Origin of the sequence: Bifidobacterium felsineum, from assembly GCF_002802915.1 — a bacterium.
In the GTDB taxonomy this organism is placed as follows: Bacteria; Actinomycetota; Actinomycetes; order Actinomycetales; family Bifidobacteriaceae; genus Bifidobacterium; species Bifidobacterium felsineum.
The window spans coordinates 84,055-100,590 of sequence record NZ_PEBJ01000003.1; the positions used below are offsets into that span (position 1 = coordinate 84,055).

The following is a 16,536-nucleotide window of genomic DNA, read 5'->3' on the forward strand; positions in this document are numbered from 1 at the left end:
TAAGTGTTTTGCAGCGCGAGCCGTTGCGTGGGGCCGTTCCCCACGCGGCACGATTACGACGATAACGCGGCAGACCCGTTATGTCACCGGCGTGGCTATATGGGTTGTTTATAGATGGTTATGTGCACTCCGCCGGAGCCTGCGCCGTGCGCGGGATTGAAGCCGTCAACGTGCCGGATGACTACACTGTGAGGCATGAGGATATCCAAAGCACTGACCCGTTTGAAGGGTCCTGAAACCTCGCCGGTATTCGTGTTGCTGCATGGCTGGGGTTCCAATGAATATGATCTGCCCGATTTGCTGAACTACTGCGGCGCAGGCTCTGCCGATTACGCCAGTCTGCAAGCTCCTATCGCCTATGGCATGGGATATACATGGTTCGGCGACTGGGCTCATGAGGGTGTGCCGGAAGGCGCGTCGCTGGATGCTCAGGCGCTCGATGCAGCGCAAGCCATCGATGCATGGGTCAGTGAGCAAATACCAGCCTCTCGCCCTGTAGTGACGATGGGATTCTCGCAGGGAGGTTTGCTGGCCTGTCATATGCTGCGCTTCAATCCTGAACGTTATGCTGCCGCCGTTTCCTGCTCTGGCTGGCTGGCGCCCGGTGCAATGCCTAGCGATGAGAAGCTCAAAACCTTGCAGCGCCCGGTGTTCTATGGCCATGGTGCCATCGATGACATTTTCCCCACCGCTGACGTGCAAGCCATGAGCGATTTCTGGGCCGCACATAGCAAGCTGACCGAGCAGATCTACCCCGGTATGGCGCATTCCATCAATATGCCGGAAATGCGCGATATTCAGCGCTTCCTGGAGTCGAATAACTTCGTTCGCCCGCAGATTTGGTAGGTCAGCTTAGCTTCATTGCTTTTCCTGCAGCCCATTTGCAGTCAAAAACAGTAGCCTGACGATTATCTCGCACCTTGTTTGCGAAAAGTTTTATTGAACTATCCGCAAACAAGGTCTTACAAAAGGAACCAATTCGCCTATATCTATCAGGCATCCTTAATAAATCACGTTCAATTTTCGAGGGTGTGGTTCAAATACCGTTTCACTGAAAAATCCAATATATTCTTTGGCTGGTCGTATATTGTTTCAATTTGACACCATATATGTTGTTTCAACACTTGTTAAAGAGCATCCATCGTTTCGATGGAACAATCACGAGTCTATTCTTGGTCAACGTCGATAATCATATTCGTGAGAATCACGCGAGGCAGCGAGAATATACGGGTAGTACTCCAACTGTTTCAAGACAAGTCATACTTCGCTTCATCTCAAAGCAACAGCAGCGACTCAACCCGTTGCTGAACCACTGTAATCAGAAAACTTTTACGTCTTTATTGAATTACAGGCGAATTAAACCAACCATTTATATCGGTATGCCAGTTTGCGTTGAGAGTCACTCCTGTTTGTCTCAAAATACTGTCGATAGTGTCCAACTGATTTAATGCCACCTTTACCTGACCATTAGATGGCCTCTCGCCAGAATTAGAAAAGAATAAAGGAACTACGTACTCGTCACCACCATTGGTCTTTAGAGCAAAACCAATTTGTTTAATCTTGACTCGCTCTCCATGCCCTGTAATCGCACCAACCACAGCTCCGACACCGCCAAAAAGAATTCCAAACCCAATTGCTCGCCCCAAACCACTTCTATGCTCTACATCGGATTCAATGAAAGTGGTGTATTCACTGACTTCATTAAATGGTATCGTATCCAATTTCCTTCTCAAGCTAAACTTTGGCGCACCATTCTTCCAGCGCGTATAAATTTGCCATGATTGGTCTTCAACAGAGTATTTGACAATGGATGAAACCGTTGATATCGCGCCAACAATAGATTTGTAGTCTCCCATTTTTATTCCTTTCCTCATATTTTGAAGCTATAGTATGGCTATATTTTTGCTCCGTACTTCTTCTCACTTGATATGAGGTACAGAACAAAAAATAAGGTCATATCAAGTAGCTTCTCAGCATCACTATTCATAATTTCCGTTCATGAGGCAAGTTCCATAGCACGCGAAGGCAGCATACTGAATGGGATTGTCGCAATTCCATAGTTCTCCAATGCCTGCACTGAAGATTCATTCAGTCCACGTTCGCGGTCGTCTCCTATCACATAAAGTTTGGAGCCGGCGCGCTTTGCATCCTTTTCGGTGTCATTCCACGCGAAGATGATGCGTTCCGCCATGTTCCTGTCCAATCGGTTCGGTGCCTGGCAGAACCGGGTGGGATGGTTGGCGCTTCTCTGGAACAGGAAATCGAAGCTGTGCTCATATCCGGATGCACCGTGCACGCTGATGTCGGTCGTGTAGTACACGTCATGCCTGTCGAGCACTGCTGCGACATCGTCCATAAAATAGGCGGCGACCTTGTGCTGTCCAATCTGGTTCATGGCCTGAACATCGGTCAATGCCTGGACGAAACGGTTCAGCGCGTCAGGGCGACTGCCATCTGTTTCGAGCGTAATCTCACCATTCGGCTCCAAGGTTGCGCCGAACCGCCTCACGATGCCGGTCATGGTTTCCAATCGTCTGCCGGTCGGTGTGATGCCGCTGTCATTAAGCATGGCCATCGTGTACCCGTCGTCGGTGAAACTTGTCATACCATCCTTGGCGCGCATGTAGAAGCAGAGTCGATCATTCGACTGGTCAAGGAACGGGAACGTGACCTCGCGCCATTCACCCATCTCACGGATGGTGGATTCATGTTTCAACCACTCACTATATTCCTCGATGAATGTTACCGCTTGTATAGTCTGGCTCATATTCCCACCTTGATTCCGTCCTGAAAGGACGGAATTTCGATAACGTTAAACTTCTTCAATAATAGGATTGTATCCTCCACGAAGTCAGGGGATTCGATGTCAACAGGGTCGGCGGTCCGTGCGTCGTATCCCTCACGGTAGACATGCAAATGTGTGCCGGATGTGACTGTGCCGTCGGGATTCGTGTGGGGCGCTCCGTTGACGCATAGTCGCATGAGCTGGATGTTGTTTCTGCTGGTCCTGGCTGAGACGGAATGCTTGGACGGGTCGCGTTTGCCCTGATACGGGGCGATTGTATATTCGGTGCCGCCGACACCTTTGACGCGGAATTCCCTGTTATGCTCGCCAGGCGCGGGCATGGTGAATTCACGTTCGAAGGTTTTCTTGATTTCGTCTATGAGTCGTTCCGCGTCCGCTTGGCTGAGTGTCCACTGCTGCGCCATCGTCAATCCCCTTCAACAATAAGAGCATATAAATCGTATAACTACACTTTAATGTATACGAGCAGGTTAATCCGCATGAAGCTGACATCCCCCATTCCTTGTTTATATCATCGTTTGCAATCAAATAGAACCGACTAGGAAATGCCACAACAAGATAAGCCAAGTCACCCGTATCAATAGAACAATCACAAACGTCGAAGTAATTGTTTACACTTCGACTTCCTTCGATAAATAAATCTTTAACGGTAAGATGACACAGCGTTTGAACCGGATAATGCCACTGGTATTACAAATTATCAAGACACTCAGGCCTAAAATTCCAAACAAAACTAAACGTTATTTCACTCATAAGTTTTCTAATAGAATAATTTTCATCTTGATAATTACATCAGAAACCCGTCCATCAACAAGAGCTGCGACTCTCCCTTCATCTTCGTCAGATGGATAAATGCGATTTCTCATTATTCACAGCATGTATCACATTCTCGGAGGTATACACATTGTTGAAAGTGGAATAGAACAGCAATTTAGACTTGAATCTAAAAAGCTTTGAGACTATTTTCCAATACTCGCGTAGTCGAGGTGTTTGAATTCGGGCACCTTGTACCATTTGACCGGGTAGCCGGCTCCATGGGCGCAGAAGACCGAATCCGGAGTGTTGTCCAGATCCGATTCCGGGTCATAACCTGCCGCGTGAATCACCTGTTCCTCGTTATGGCATGGCCGGTATCCGCCGAAGGCGGCGGAGAATCGGCCACGGCCATGCGTGTATTGGCTGACGTCCATCGCGTAATCGCGCATCTCGGAGACCGGAGCGGAACCGGTAATCACCGCGTATTCGCCGTCATCGTTCGGGGTATCGAATGTACCGGCCATGCGCTGAATATCGCTCATCGCTCGACCGATCATCTCGCTTGGCACCTCGAGCCTGAACCGATACCAAGGCTCCAGAAGCCGGCAATTGCCCGCTTCGCTGGTATCCGGACGTTCATCGACAGGCGTTTGCGGATGGCCAATGACTCCGACGTGCGCTTCCATCAATCCTTGACGAATCGCACGATACGTGGCTTGACGGAAATCACCACCCTCCGTATGCTTCAAATGTGCTTTACCGGCCACCAATGTCATCTTGATATCGGTCAGCGGCGCTCCAATCAGTACGCCCAGATGTTCACGTTCGGTCAGGTGGGTGAGAATCAGCCGCTGCCAATTACGGTCCAAATCGTTTTCGGACACGGCGGAGGCCACGCTCACACCACTGCCCGGTTCTCCAGGTTCCAGCAGAATATGCGCTTCGGCATAATGGCGGAGCGGTTCGAAATGACCGACGCCTTCAATTGGCGCGGTAATCGTTTCACGATACAGGATTGAGCCTGCACCAAATGCCACATCCAGTCCAAATCGCTCGGCCAACGTCTGCTGGATGATTTCCAGCTGCACAGCTCCCATGAGCTGCACATGGATTTCCTGCAGTCGCTCCACCCAGACCACATGCAGCAGCGGGTCTTCGTCTTCAAGCTCGCGCAATGCGGCGAGCACTTTGTGCAGTGTCACATCATCGAATTTCGGGCGCGCAGCGGATTCCTCATTCGCCGGCGCCTGCGTGTCAGCGGATTGTTGGGCATCCTTGTCGTCGGAAGCTGTATTACCATCACGCTCCCCTGCCGCTGTTGTGCCGGATTGCTCAGACAGGTCCGCGGCTTCCGCCGGCAGCACCGTGTAGGTAAGCACCGGCTGCAACGCCGGCGCCTCGGCATCCGGCTCGGCACCCAATCCGGTACCCGGGAACGTATGGGTCAGTCCGGTCACCGCGCACACGTCTCCGGCTGGAATCTCAGTGACGGTTTCGAATTTGGCGCCGTTATAGATACGCACCTGATCGATTTTCTCCTGCCAACGCCCGGCGTCACGATCGGCATCCGGCTCTGCCACAGCACCGGCGGCATTGCCTTCCACCATTTCCTTGGGCTTGAGCACGCCACCGGTCACACGTAGCCAGGTCATGCGATTGTGCTGATTGTCATGCGCGATCTTGAAAACCTTCGCACCGAATTCCTCGGGCCAGTCATGCTCACAGGCGAACAATTCCATACCATCAAGGAATTCATCCACGCCTTCAAGCTTTAATGCCGAACCGAAATAGACGGGGAACAGATGACGGTCGGCAATCATCTGAGTCACCCGCCCAACCGTCAGTTCGCCGCAATCCAAATACTCGTTCATCGCCTGCTCATCAAGAGTGGCGATATCCTCGGCATCACTGCCAAAATCCATACTGTTTGCAGTATCAACGCCGGTAACATCACCCATTTGCGGCAAGGGGTACACCGCATCACTCAGGCGTTTGCGCAACTGGGCGAGCACCGCGTCCCTATTGAATCCTGCGGCGTCGCATTTGTTGACGAAGATGAACGTCGGCACATGGTAACGTGCCAGCAAACGCCATAGCGTTTCCGTATGGCCTTGCACACCGTCAATACCGGATACGACCAGAATCGCGTAATCCAGCACGTTCAATACGCGTTCGGTTTCCGCGGCGAAATCCACATGGCCCGGCGTATCCAGCAACGTGAGTTTCAAGTCGCCATGCTCCACTAATGCCTGATGCGCGAAAATGGTGATGCCACGCGCCTTTTCCAACGCATTCGTATCCAGGAACGCATCGCCATGATCCACACGACCGAGTTTGCGGATTTCGCCGGATCGATACAGCAACGCCTCGGATAGCATGGTTTTCCCGGCATCCACATGCGCCACAATGCCCGCTACGATCCGCTTCATACTCCCCTGCTTTCCGCCACACGAGTTTTCGCCGCTCCAATCTCACCAATATATACGATTGCATCGCTTGTGAGCGCAAGCCGACCCCGAACACTTTTCCATGAATCCGCGAGATTATCGCGTCAAATCGCTTGCCATTATCCACTGGAATTTGTTGACGGTGATAGGCTTTGTGTACACGTTCACCTTTGGGGAGTCCAACGTTGGGCTAAGGCGAATGGCGAGAGAAAGGACTCACAGCATGAGCGACGAACACACCAACGGCAACGAGGTTCAAGGTAACGGGCAAATACCATTCGATCAGCCATCCACCCCGGCACCTGATACTCAGCCAGCCAGTGAACCGGCGCAATCGTTTGCTCCAAATCAGCAGTTCACCACACAACTACTGCCGAATCAACCCCAGCAACACCAGTTGCAGCCTTGGCAACAACCTGTTCAGGGGCAGCCACAACCTTGGCAACAGGCACCGGCACCCTGGCAGCAGCCCATGCCGAGCCAGACGGGTCAGCCCAGCCAGCCTCATTATTACCCGCAGCCGCCTGTCCAAGGACAGCCCGGGCAGCCCGCTCCCTGGCAGCAGCCAGTCCCCGGACAAAATATCCCAGCATGGCAGCAACCCATGCCTGCTCGTCCCGGCGCTCCCGGTGCACCGGTACCTCCAGGTCAGCCGACGCCTGGTTATCCTCAGCAGTCTGGCATGCCGACACCCAAAAAGAAACTGTCGCAAAAGGCAATCATCGGCATCATCGTCGGAGCCATTGCCGCCATTGTTGCCGTTATTCTTATCGTGGTGTTTGTAGTAAAACCGGGTTCGCTGACTCAGAACGACTACATTGATGCGCATAAGCAGACCACTGAGATGTACACAAAGTACGGCAAGGTTTCCACCAGTCTGGTGAACGCCATGTCGACGACGTACAGCTCGACCTCCAAGTTCACCAAGGATGACGCCGATAAAATCAAAACTAAGGTAAAAGCGTTCGATGATGCCAACGCTCAGTTCGTTCAAATGAAGGCCTATCAGAAGGATGAAGACATCAAGCAGGCGTTCGACAAGTATCAGACCAAGGCGAAGAAGTTCTCCACTTGGGCGAACAATCTTGCCGATACCGCCGTGCCAATGAGCGAAGCCACCAGAGCTTGCAATCAGGCGCCTTCCTCATCCCTGTATGACAGCGATTTCTACAGCACATACGATACGTTCATCTCCGACTGCACCGCCGCTTTGGATAAGCTCACGGATTCCAAGGTGAACGGCATTCCGGAATATGCCAAGTCGCTCAAGGATTACCTGACTTCGGTCAGCGACATTCTCAAGCAAATGCAGGCATTGGGCAATCCGGACACCATCGAATACGGTACTGGTGCATACGATCAGATGTCCGATCTCATCAACAAGTTCTATGAGGTGCAGTTCCCATATGATGCTTCGACCAAGCTCAGCGATGAGTTCAGGGATGCCGAAGACAATGCGGACCCATCCAAGGAACTGAATGATCTGACTGATAAGCTGCAGGATATCATCACCGAGCAGGTGAAGTAATCTCCAGCAATCCCAGTCATGTTCTTCCCCTGACCCCGTTGGAGTGTGCTCAGCTGACTCATCAGCACGGCATAGCCACACCAGCGGGGTCTTACTATGTCGATTCCGTTACAATATCCATGCGAGTATGCAGAACAATGCTGATTGTTAAAGCACTATGAGGAGCAATCGTGACTAATTCCGGTATCACCGTCTTCGGAAGACCCACTGAAGCGCAAACAGCGTATGGGGCGCTATCCGAACCGGATGCGTTGGGCTTTCCTCGAGACTATGTGACGCTGGATTTGGAGACCACAGGCTTCTACCCGAATCGCTGTGCGATCACGGAAATCGGCGCCGTTCGCGTACGCGATGGGCGGATCGTCGACCAGTTTCAGGAATTAGTCAATCCGCTGCGTCCGATTCCACGGCAAATCACCGCATTGACTGGAATCAGTGATGCTATGGTGGCGGATTTGGACCCCATTGATGATGTGCTCCCCCGCTTCATTGCTTGGCTCGCTGATTCGCAATCAGAATCCATTGCCGAACCTATTGTCGGCCATAACGTCAGTTTCGATCTGCGCTTCCTCGACTACAACACCCGTCATATCACCGGTATGCCATTTTCCTGCATGGATTATGACACCATGCAAATCAGTCGAGTATTGTTCCCAGAGTTCAAACATCATCGTCTGGCCGATCTCATTGTGCGTTTCGGTATTGCGAACAATGAAGAGCACCGCGCATTAAGCGATGCGATTCAGACGCAGGAATGTCTTGAATGGATGCACCAGTATATGGCGGAGCATTGCGACGCCACAACCATCGGCTGGCGTCCGGTACCGGCGAAAACCAGTGCCGAAATCATCCATCAGCAACTCTGGCTGCGATAATCCGGCAATATCGATGAAGCCCCTCGATGATGAGGGGCTTCATGCAAGAGGATTTGCTAAAGAAGAGCTAGAAGGAAAACAACCGTTGCGGTCAGCCGCGTTTGGCGACCAACTTTTCGGCATCAGCGGTCAGCGACTCCATGATGGCGTGCTGTGCATCTTTGACATAATCAAAACCGCCGGCATTCGCGAAGGCCTTCTTGACCTGCGGATCATAGGAGGCGGCTTTGGTGACATGCGCGATGGCTACCAGCACGTTCGGCCACTGTGAGTCGGGCGCATCGTTGCCGAGTTCGGAGTAGAAACGAATGGTTTCCACATCATTGGGGTTGGCACCATTGCCTGGAGCGGACTTCAGAGCTTCAACGATGCCAGCCAGATATTGCTTCATTGGATATTTGGTTGGAATGCTCATACCTCATACGGTAGGAGCATTCCACCGATTTGTTAAGCGAGAACCGCCGGCATTTGCGTAGTTGTTCCTGGCTTTATGCGAACGTCTACAGACCGTATTCCTTGGCGATGATATGCCACAGATCTTCAGCAGCCTGATCGACAGTATTGTTGACGATGGTCACATCGAATTCGTTTTCCGCGGCCAGTTCGATTTTGGCGGTTTCCAAGCGGCGAGCCTGCTGCTCCGGAGTTTCGGTACCGCGCCCGATAAGGCGACGCTTCAATTCCTCGAAGCTCGGCGGTGCGATGAACACATACACCACTTCGAGTCCTAGTTCGGAGGCACGTTGCTTGACACGACGGGCACCCTGCAGATCGATTTCGAGAATCGTCGGCACACCTTGGGCCAGATGCTCCTCCACTGGCTTCAACAGAGTGCCGTAATGGGCCATGCCGTGCACCACGGCGGTCTCCAGGAATTCGCCGGCTTTCTCTTTGGCCAGGAATTCATCTTCAGTGAGGAACCAGTAATTGACGCCATTGACCTCGCCTGGGCGCGGCTGACGGGTGGTAGCAGATACGGAAACCCATACTTCCGGGTGATCAGCGCGAAGCTTTGCCTCCACGGTTCCCTTGCCTACAGCGGTCGGGCCGGTCAGTACAATCAAACGGCCCGCAGGTGTATGTTCGCTCATAGTTCCTCCTCAATAACAATCTTTAACCAATGAAAATATCGGCATTCGTATTGCGAAATGCCGATATCATATACGCTTTTTCTATGCTCAGCGGAGCAAGTCAGGCTACTCCCGGAATCCTTATGGCGAAGGCTGCGTAAAGGCCTTACTTGGTCTGCTCGCCTTCAGCAGTGGCTTCCATCAGCGCCTGACGCACATCGAGGGCGATGGATTCGGTGGCCTGGCTCAGGGCCGCGATATCCGGACCGTGCGAGGCAATGAAGCGGGAGACAGTGACCAGCACGTTGCCGCGGGTTCCCTTGAACACCGTCTTCAGGTCCTTGGCCTCGGCGCCCTGCCAGCCGTAGCCGGGAGACAAGATCGGACCAGTGAACTTGGAGGGATCCACGCCGGAATCCTGCATCCACTGGCCGATCGTTGCGCCGATGATCAGACCCACAGAGCCCATGCCGTCGATGCCGGCATTGTGCTTCTGCGCGGTGGAGGCGATGCCATAGGCCACCGTGCGGCCCTTGTATTCACCGCTCTGACGAATCGACGTCTGCAAGCTCATGCCCTCAGGATTCGAGGTCAACGATGCGATGAAGACACCGCGACCATTTTCCAATGCTTCGGAAATCAGACCGTTCAATGAACGAGCGCCATAGTATGGCAGCAACGTAATGGCATCGGCCAGCATTGGTGCGCCCGGCTTGAAATAGGCATCGGCGATGGCGGAAATAGTAGTGGAAAGACCACCATGCAGGCAGTCCACGATGGTGATAACACCCATCTGGCGTGCCGCGTAGAGCACACGCTCGAGCGCTTCGAATCCCTTGGATCCGTAACGCTCGAACATGGACGACTGGAATTTCACCGCTGCAGCCCTGCCATTGGCGGCCTGCAGCATACGCATGGAGAAGAGTTCGGCACCTTCGGCGTCGACGTTATACCCCCAATCGGTGAGGAGCTTTCGATGTGGATCAATGCCTACACATAATGGTCCATACTTGGCCATCGAATTGCTCAATCGTAAACCGAAATCGGAACGCTGAGCTTGCTGCTCCTCGCCGCTAGTGGTAACCATCAGAACTCCTGTCTCTCCAATTCGAACAGCTGCTTCGAATGATCCTGGATGCTCATGATCTGGTAATCATTATGCTTCACGGCCTCGATGGCGAGCAGCGCCGCCTGGAATTCCGTTACGGTGGTGAACTGCGGCAAATCGGCGGCAATAGCGGCCGCACGGATGGAATAGCCATCGGAACGGGAGCCGCGCGAGTTCGGCGTGTTGAGGATCATATCGATCTTGCCGTCCTCGATGAGCTGAACCACGTTCTTGCCCACGGAGCCTTCCGCATGGTGTACAACCACCGGTGCTTCCGGATCGGAATCCATGCGCGTGCTGATCTTGTCGACGATGTTGGAGTCGATGCCGTAGCGGCGCAGCACGGAAGCAGTGCCTTCGGTTGCCCAGATCTTGAAGCCGAGCTCCACCAGACGCACGGCAAGCAGCGGCAGCTGTCGCTTGTCGGTGTCGTTCACGGAGATGAACACGTTGCCGGAGGTCGGCAGACCGCCTTCGTAGGCGGCGAGCTGGCTCTTGGCGAAGGCGTGCGGGAAGTCACGGTCGAAGCCCATGACCTCACCAGTGGAGCGCATTTCAGGTCCGAGGAGAATGTCCACGGTCTTGCCCACCGGAGTGCGGAATCGCTTGAACGGCATCACGGATTCCTTGACCGCCACCTGCTGGCCGCGGTGCATCACACCACCGTCGCCCTTGGGCAGCAGCAGACCGTTCTTGCGCTGGTCTTCGATGGTCTCACCAGCCATGATGCGGGCCGCGGCCTTGGCCAGGGCCACGCCGGTGGCCTTGGAGGCGAACGGCACGGTACGGGAGGCGCGCGGGTTGGCTTCGATCACGTACAGCGTGTTGGCCATAAAGGCGTACTGCACATTGATCAGGCCCTGCACATGGCAGCCCTTGGCAATGGCGTAGGTGCCTTCACGGAGACGACGAATCTGATCGTCGGACAAGGTGGACGGCGGCAGGGTGCAGGCGGCGTCGCCGGAGTGCACGCCTGCTTCCTCGACGTGTTCCATAATGCCGCCGATGTACAGCTCTTTGCCATCGAACAGGGCGTCGACGTCGATTTCGATGGCGTCCTGCAGGAACTTGTCGATGAGCAGCGGGGAAGGCAGTCGGCCGGAGACCACGGTATCGGCCTGGGCCTGGGCCAGTGCGCGATCCACATACTTGGTCAGCTGCTTGTCGTCGTAGACGATTTCCATGCCGCGGCCGCCGAGCACGTAGCTCGGGCGCACCAGCACCGGGTAGCCGATGCGGTGGGCGGCATCCATGGCCTCTTCGAGGCTCAGCGCGGTGCCGTAACGCGGAGCGTTCATCTCCGCCTTCTTCAGCACCTGGCCGAAGAGCTCACGGTTTTCTGCCAAATCGATGGATTCCGGCGTGGTACCGAGAATCGGCACTCCGGCGGCCTTCAGACGGGCTGCCAGAGACAGCGGGGTCTGGCCACCGAGCTGCACGATAACGCCCTTGACCGGGCCCATCTTCTTCTCGGCCTCGTAGATTTCGAGCACGTCTTCGAAGGTGAGCGGCTCGAAGTAGAGGCGGTCGGACATGTCGTAATCGGTGGACACGGTCTCCGGGTTGCAGTTGACCATGATGGTGTCATAGTCCTTACCGAGCTCCTGCACGGCGTGCACGCAAGTGTAGTCGAACTCGATGCCCTGACCGATACGGTTCGGGCCGGAGCCGAGGATAATCACGGCTTCGCGCTTACGCGGGCGAAGTTCGGTCTCATCGGCGTAGCAGGAGTAGTAATACGGCGTTGCCGCATCGAACTCGGCCGCGCAGGTATCCACGGTCTTGTAGACCGGGCGGATGCCGTAGTTCCAGCGAAGCTCACGAATAGTGTTCTCGCCTTCGTCGCCCAGGCCACGCAGATGAGCGATCTGCACGTCGGAAAGACCGGCGAGCTTGGCCTTCTTCAGCAGCTTCGGCGTCAGGGTTTCGGCCGCGCGAACGGTCATAGCCATGTCGTTGATCAACGAGATCTGCTTGAGGAACCACGGATCGATCTTGGTGGCAGCATACAGCTGCTCGACGGTGGCACCACCCCAGATGGCGCGCATCAGCTGCAAATAGCGGTGCTCGGTCGGCACGTGCACTTGTTCGAGCAGTTCTGCGACTTCCTCGGCGGACGGCTTGGCGCCATCCCAGTTGAAGCCCATGTGACGCTTGTCGATGGAACGCATGGCCTTGCCGAGGGACTCCTGGAAGTTGCCTGCCAGAGCCATGGCCTCGCCCACGGACTTCATGGAGGTGGTCAGAGTCGGGTCGGCGCCCGGGAACTTCTCGAAGGCGAAACGTGGCACCTTGGTGACCACGTAGTCGATGGTCGGCTCGAAGGATGCCGGAGTGGACTGGGTGATGTCGTTGCGAATCTCGTCCAACGTGTAGCCGAGGGCCAGCTTGGTGGCGATCTTGGCGATCGGGAAGCCGGTGGCCTTGGAAGCCAATGCAGAGGAACGGGAGACGCGCGGGTTCATCTCAATGACGATGATACGGCCGGTGTCCGGGTGGATGGCGAACTGGATGTTGCAGCCACCGGTGTCCACGCCCACGCCGCGGATGATGGCGATGCCGATGTCGCGCAGCTTCTGGTATTCGCGGTCGGTCAGAGTGAAGCATGGTGCCACGGTGATGGAGTCACCGGTGTGCACGCCCACCGGGTCAACGTTTTCGATCGGGCAGACGACCACGACATTGTCGTTGCGGTCGCGCATGAGCTCGAGCTCGAATTCCTTCCAACCCTCGATGCCCTCTTCAATCAGGACTTCGTCGGTCGGAGAGTAGTGGATGCCTGCGCCGGCGATGCGGTGCAGATCCTCTTCATCGTGGGCGATACCGGAACCCAGACCACCCATCGTGAAGCTCGGGCGCACGACCAGCGGGTAGCCGAGTTCCTCGGCGATGCGATCGCATTCCTCAAGGCTGTGGGCGATGCGGGAGCGTGCGGATTCAGCACCTGCCTCATCCACGACCTTCTTGAACAGCTCACGATCCTCGCCGCGGTCAATGGCTTCCAGGGATGCGCCGATGAGCTCGACGTTGTACTTCTTCAGCACGCCGGCCTCGCCCAGCGCCATGGCGGCGTTCAGTGCGGTCTGGCCACCGAGGGTCGGCAGCAGTGCGTCCGGACGCTCCTTGGCGATGATCTGCTCGAGAATCGGGGTGGCGATTGGCTCGATGTAGGTGGCGTCGGCCATCTCGGGGTCGGTCATGATGGTGGCCGGGTTCGAGTTGACGAGGATGACGCGGATGCCTTCCTCACGAAGGACGCGGCATGCCTGGGTGCCCGAGTAATCGAACTCCGCAGCCTGACCGATTACGATCGGGCCGGAGCCGATGACCATCACGGATTTGATGTCGGTGCGCTTCGGCATATCACTTACCTTCCTTGATGTTGCTGTTGGCGCGAGCGTCGCGCGGATTGTTCTTCATCAGTTCGCAGAAACGGTCGAACAGGTAGGCCGCATCGTGCGGGCCTGCTGCGGCCTCCGGGTGGTACTGCACGGAGAATGCAGGGATATCCACGCACTGCAAGCCTTCGACCACGTCATCGTTCAGATCGATGTGGGAGACAAACACCTTGCCGTACTTACCGTTTTCAAACGGAGCGTCCACAGTCTCGCCAATCGGGGCGTCAACTGCGAAGCCGTGGTTGTGGGCGGTGACCTCCACCTTGCCGGTGGTCAGATCCTTGACCGGCTGGTTGATGCCGCGATGGCCGAACTTCAGCTTGTAGGTGCCGAAGCCGAGGGAACGGCCCAGCAGCTGGTTGCCGAAGCAGATGCCGAAGAATGGGTAGCCAGCGTCCAAGACCTTACGCAGCAGTTCGATTTCCGGACCGGCCTGCTCCGGGTCGCCCGGGCCGTTGGAGAAGAAGACGCCATCCGGGTTCAGGGCTTCGATCTGCTCGAACGTGGTGGTGGATGGCACCACATGCACGCGGCAGCCACGCTCGGCCATACGATGCGGGGTCATACCCTTGATGCCGAGGTCCACGGCGGCCACGGTGTACAGCGGCTCCTTGCCTTCGTATTCGCCGCACGGTTCGATGGTGTACATCTCCTTGGTGGAGACTTCGTCGTACAGGCTCAGTCCCTGCATCTGTGGGGTGTTCTTCACATCTTCCAGCATGCTGTCGATGTCACGCAGCTTGCCGTTTTCCGGGTTGAGCAGAGCGTCGCCGGAGAAGATGCCGGCACGCATCACGCCTGCGGAGCGCAGATGACGCACGAGCTTACGGGTGTCGATGTGGCTCAGGGAGACGATGCCGTTCTTCTTCAAGTCATCGTCCAGGCTGCCTTCGGCGCGCCAGTTGCTCACGTTCGGAGAAGGGTCGCGCACCACATAGCCGGCGACCCAGATGCGGGAGGATTCAGGGTCTTCGCTGTTCACACCGGTATCGCCGATGTGCGGGAAGGTCTGCACTACGATCTGGCGATCGTAGCTCGGATCGGTGAGCGTCTCCTGGTATCCGGTCATACCGGTGGCGAAGACGATCTCACCGGTCGTCTTGCCCAGGGCGCCATATGGCTCTCCCACATACACCTGTCCGTCTTCCAAAACGAGGACTGCATCGTCCTTGTCATACATCGGAATAGCGATGGTTCCGGACTCGTTCTGGCTCACCAAAACCCCCTTATGCTGTTTCGGGTATTCGTACCAAGGTTAACGGCCAGCTAAGACTCACACGCCGCCTGATGCGAATGCGACTTGAGAATCACCCCGCTGGCAGGGGCAGCCGGTACCACACCGGCTTGGATAACAACGGTCAATTGCCCGTCTACCCATGAAAAAGCCTCCCCACAATGGGGAGGCTTCAATCAATGACTATTCTTCCGTCGGCTGATCGTCAGCGGACGGAACTGCGGAATCAGCGGCATCGGCGGAATCGCCATCGCCAGGATTCTGTGCTGTGGTATCAGCCGGCTCAGCATCCTTTGCATTGCAAATCGCGGAGAGCAGGCCGTGAATGAATGCCGGGGCATCGTCATCACACAAGGTCTTGGCCAATGCCAAAGCCTCATCGATGGCTACCTTATCCGGCACTTCTTCATTGAACAGAATCTCCCACGTGGCGATACGCAGAATATTGCGATCGACCACGCCCATGCGCCTGACCTTCCAGCCCGTGGAGTAATCGTCCAGCGTGCGATCGATCTGGCGACGATGTTCTGCCACACCACGAACGATTTCGATGGCGTAGTCAGGAAGCGGGGTCTGAGCGCCCGGGTGAGCGATGCGCTCATCGAGCAGAGACAGGATATCCTGGCTCTTTTCATCTGCCTCATACAGGGTGTTCAGAGCCCTCTTACGCGCGGTAGAACGTGCCATACTGCTGCTAATCCTCCAGTGCTGCGGAAAGAATCAGTTCTCGCGGCCGGTGTAGGAGCCGTCTTCGGTGTTGATCTTGACGCGGTCGCCCTCGTTGATGAACAGCGGCACCTGGATCTCGGCGCCGGTCTCAACGGTGGCCGGCTTGGTGCCAGCGTTGGAGCGGTTGCCCTGCAGGCCCGGCTCGGTGTGGGTGATGGTCAGGACCACGGAGCCCGGCAGATCAACGTTCAGCGGGGTGCCGTCGTGGAAGGAGACGAGGCAGTCGGTGCCTTCGAGCAAGAACTTGGCCTTGTCGCCCACGAGGGTCTTCGGAACCATGATCTGATCGTAGGTGGTCATGTCCATGAACACGAAGTTGTCGCCATCCTCGTAGGAGTACTGGAGGGTGCGGTTGTCCACGGTCTCGAATTCCATCTTCATGCCAGCGTTGAAGGTCTTGTCAACAATCTTGCCGGAGAGCACGTTCTTGATGGTGGTGCGCACGAAAGCGGGGCCCTTGCCCGGCTTGACGTGCTGGAACTTCATGACGGTCCACAGCTGGCCGTCCAGGTTCAGGACGGAACCGTTCTTGATGTCGTTGGTAGTCTGTGCCACGTTATTCACCTGTTTTCAAATCAAACTTCT

General features: G+C 55.6%; 14 protein-coding genes. 3 read left to right on the plus strand and 11 right to left on the minus strand.

The window, feature by feature from the left end:
* Window positions 1-195: 195 nt before the first annotated feature.
* Window positions 196-846, plus strand: a complete 651-nt coding sequence (locus tag CSQ86_RS06740) for an alpha/beta hydrolase (RefSeq protein ID WP_100494356.1) — start codon at window positions 196-198, stop codon at window positions 844-846.
* Window positions 847-1,337: 491 nt separating this feature from the next.
* Here CSQ86_RS06740 and CSQ86_RS06745 read toward each other — a convergent pair whose 3' ends face one another.
* From CSQ86_RS06745 to CSQ86_RS06760, 4 genes are all read right to left on the minus strand, one after another.
* Window positions 1,338-1,856: a hypothetical protein gene (locus CSQ86_RS06745; RefSeq protein WP_100494357.1), complete on the minus strand. Its 519-nt coding sequence runs from the start codon at window positions 1,854-1,856 to the stop codon at window positions 1,338-1,340.
* A gap of 140 nt (window positions 1,857-1,996) precedes the next feature.
* Entirely contained in the window at window positions 1,997-2,767 is a 771-nt protein-coding gene (locus CSQ86_RS06750) for a DUF1829 domain-containing protein (protein WP_100494358.1), read from the minus strand.
* On the minus strand, window positions 2,764-3,210 hold the full coding sequence (locus tag CSQ86_RS06755; RefSeq protein WP_100494359.1) for a DUF6978 family protein: 447 nt from the start codon (window positions 3,208-3,210) through the stop codon (window positions 2,764-2,766). Before CSQ86_RS06755 ends, CSQ86_RS06750 begins: the two co-directional genes overlap by 4 nt.
* Before the next feature lie 555 nt (window positions 3,211-3,765).
* Window positions 3,766-5,991 (minus strand): GTP-binding protein, encoded by a 2,226-nt coding sequence (locus CSQ86_RS06760; RefSeq protein ID WP_100494360.1) that lies wholly within the window; start codon window positions 5,989-5,991, stop codon window positions 3,766-3,768.
* A gap of 241 nt (window positions 5,992-6,232) precedes the next feature.
* Here CSQ86_RS06760 and CSQ86_RS09730 point away from each other — a divergent pair, with 241 nt between their 5' ends.
* Both CSQ86_RS09730 and CSQ86_RS06775 read left to right on the plus strand, forming a co-directional pair.
* Window positions 6,233-7,537 (plus strand): hypothetical protein, encoded by a 1,305-nt coding sequence (locus tag CSQ86_RS09730; protein WP_133119272.1) that lies wholly within the window; start codon window positions 6,233-6,235, stop codon window positions 7,535-7,537.
* A 170-nt stretch (window positions 7,538-7,707) separates the two neighbouring features.
* On the plus strand, window positions 7,708-8,412 hold the full coding sequence (locus tag CSQ86_RS06775) for a 3'-5' exonuclease (RefSeq protein WP_100494363.1): 705 nt from the start codon (window positions 7,708-7,710) through the stop codon (window positions 8,410-8,412).
* 91 nt (window positions 8,413-8,503) lie between these two features.
* On the opposite strand, the gene CSQ86_RS06780 is transcribed toward CSQ86_RS06775, so the two are convergent.
* The 7 genes from CSQ86_RS06780 to efp form a co-directional block, all read right to left on the minus strand.
* Window positions 8,504-8,827, minus strand: a complete 324-nt coding sequence (locus CSQ86_RS06780; protein ID WP_100494364.1) for a hypothetical protein — start codon at window positions 8,825-8,827, stop codon at window positions 8,504-8,506.
* 85 nt (window positions 8,828-8,912) lie between these two features.
* Window positions 8,913-9,503, minus strand: coding sequence for a guanylate kinase (gmk, locus tag CSQ86_RS06785; RefSeq protein WP_100494365.1), 591 nt, complete (start codon window positions 9,501-9,503; stop codon window positions 8,913-8,915).
* A gap of 145 nt (window positions 9,504-9,648) precedes the next feature.
* Window positions 9,649-10,569, minus strand: coding sequence for an orotidine-5'-phosphate decarboxylase (pyrF, locus tag CSQ86_RS06790; RefSeq protein WP_100494366.1), 921 nt, complete (start codon window positions 10,567-10,569; stop codon window positions 9,649-9,651).
* Entirely contained in the window at window positions 10,569-13,952 is a 3,384-nt protein-coding gene (gene carB / locus CSQ86_RS06795; RefSeq protein ID WP_100494367.1) for a carbamoyl-phosphate synthase large subunit, read from the minus strand. The genes pyrF and carB overlap by 1 nt, the downstream gene beginning before the upstream one ends.
* Before the next feature lies 1 nt (window position 13,953).
* Complete coding sequence (gene carA, locus CSQ86_RS06800; protein WP_165773797.1) at window positions 13,954-15,168, minus strand: glutamine-hydrolyzing carbamoyl-phosphate synthase small subunit; 1,215 nt, start codon at window positions 15,166-15,168, stop codon at window positions 13,954-13,956.
* A 237-nt stretch (window positions 15,169-15,405) separates the two neighbouring features.
* Entirely contained in the window at window positions 15,406-15,909 is a 504-nt protein-coding gene (gene nusB / locus CSQ86_RS06805; protein WP_100494369.1) for a transcription antitermination factor NusB, read from the minus strand.
* Window positions 15,910-15,942: 33 nt separating this feature from the next.
* Window positions 15,943-16,506 (minus strand): elongation factor P, encoded by a 564-nt coding sequence (gene efp / locus CSQ86_RS06810; protein ID WP_033889801.1) that lies wholly within the window; start codon window positions 16,504-16,506, stop codon window positions 15,943-15,945.
* Window positions 16,507-16,536: the final 30 nt, after the last annotated feature.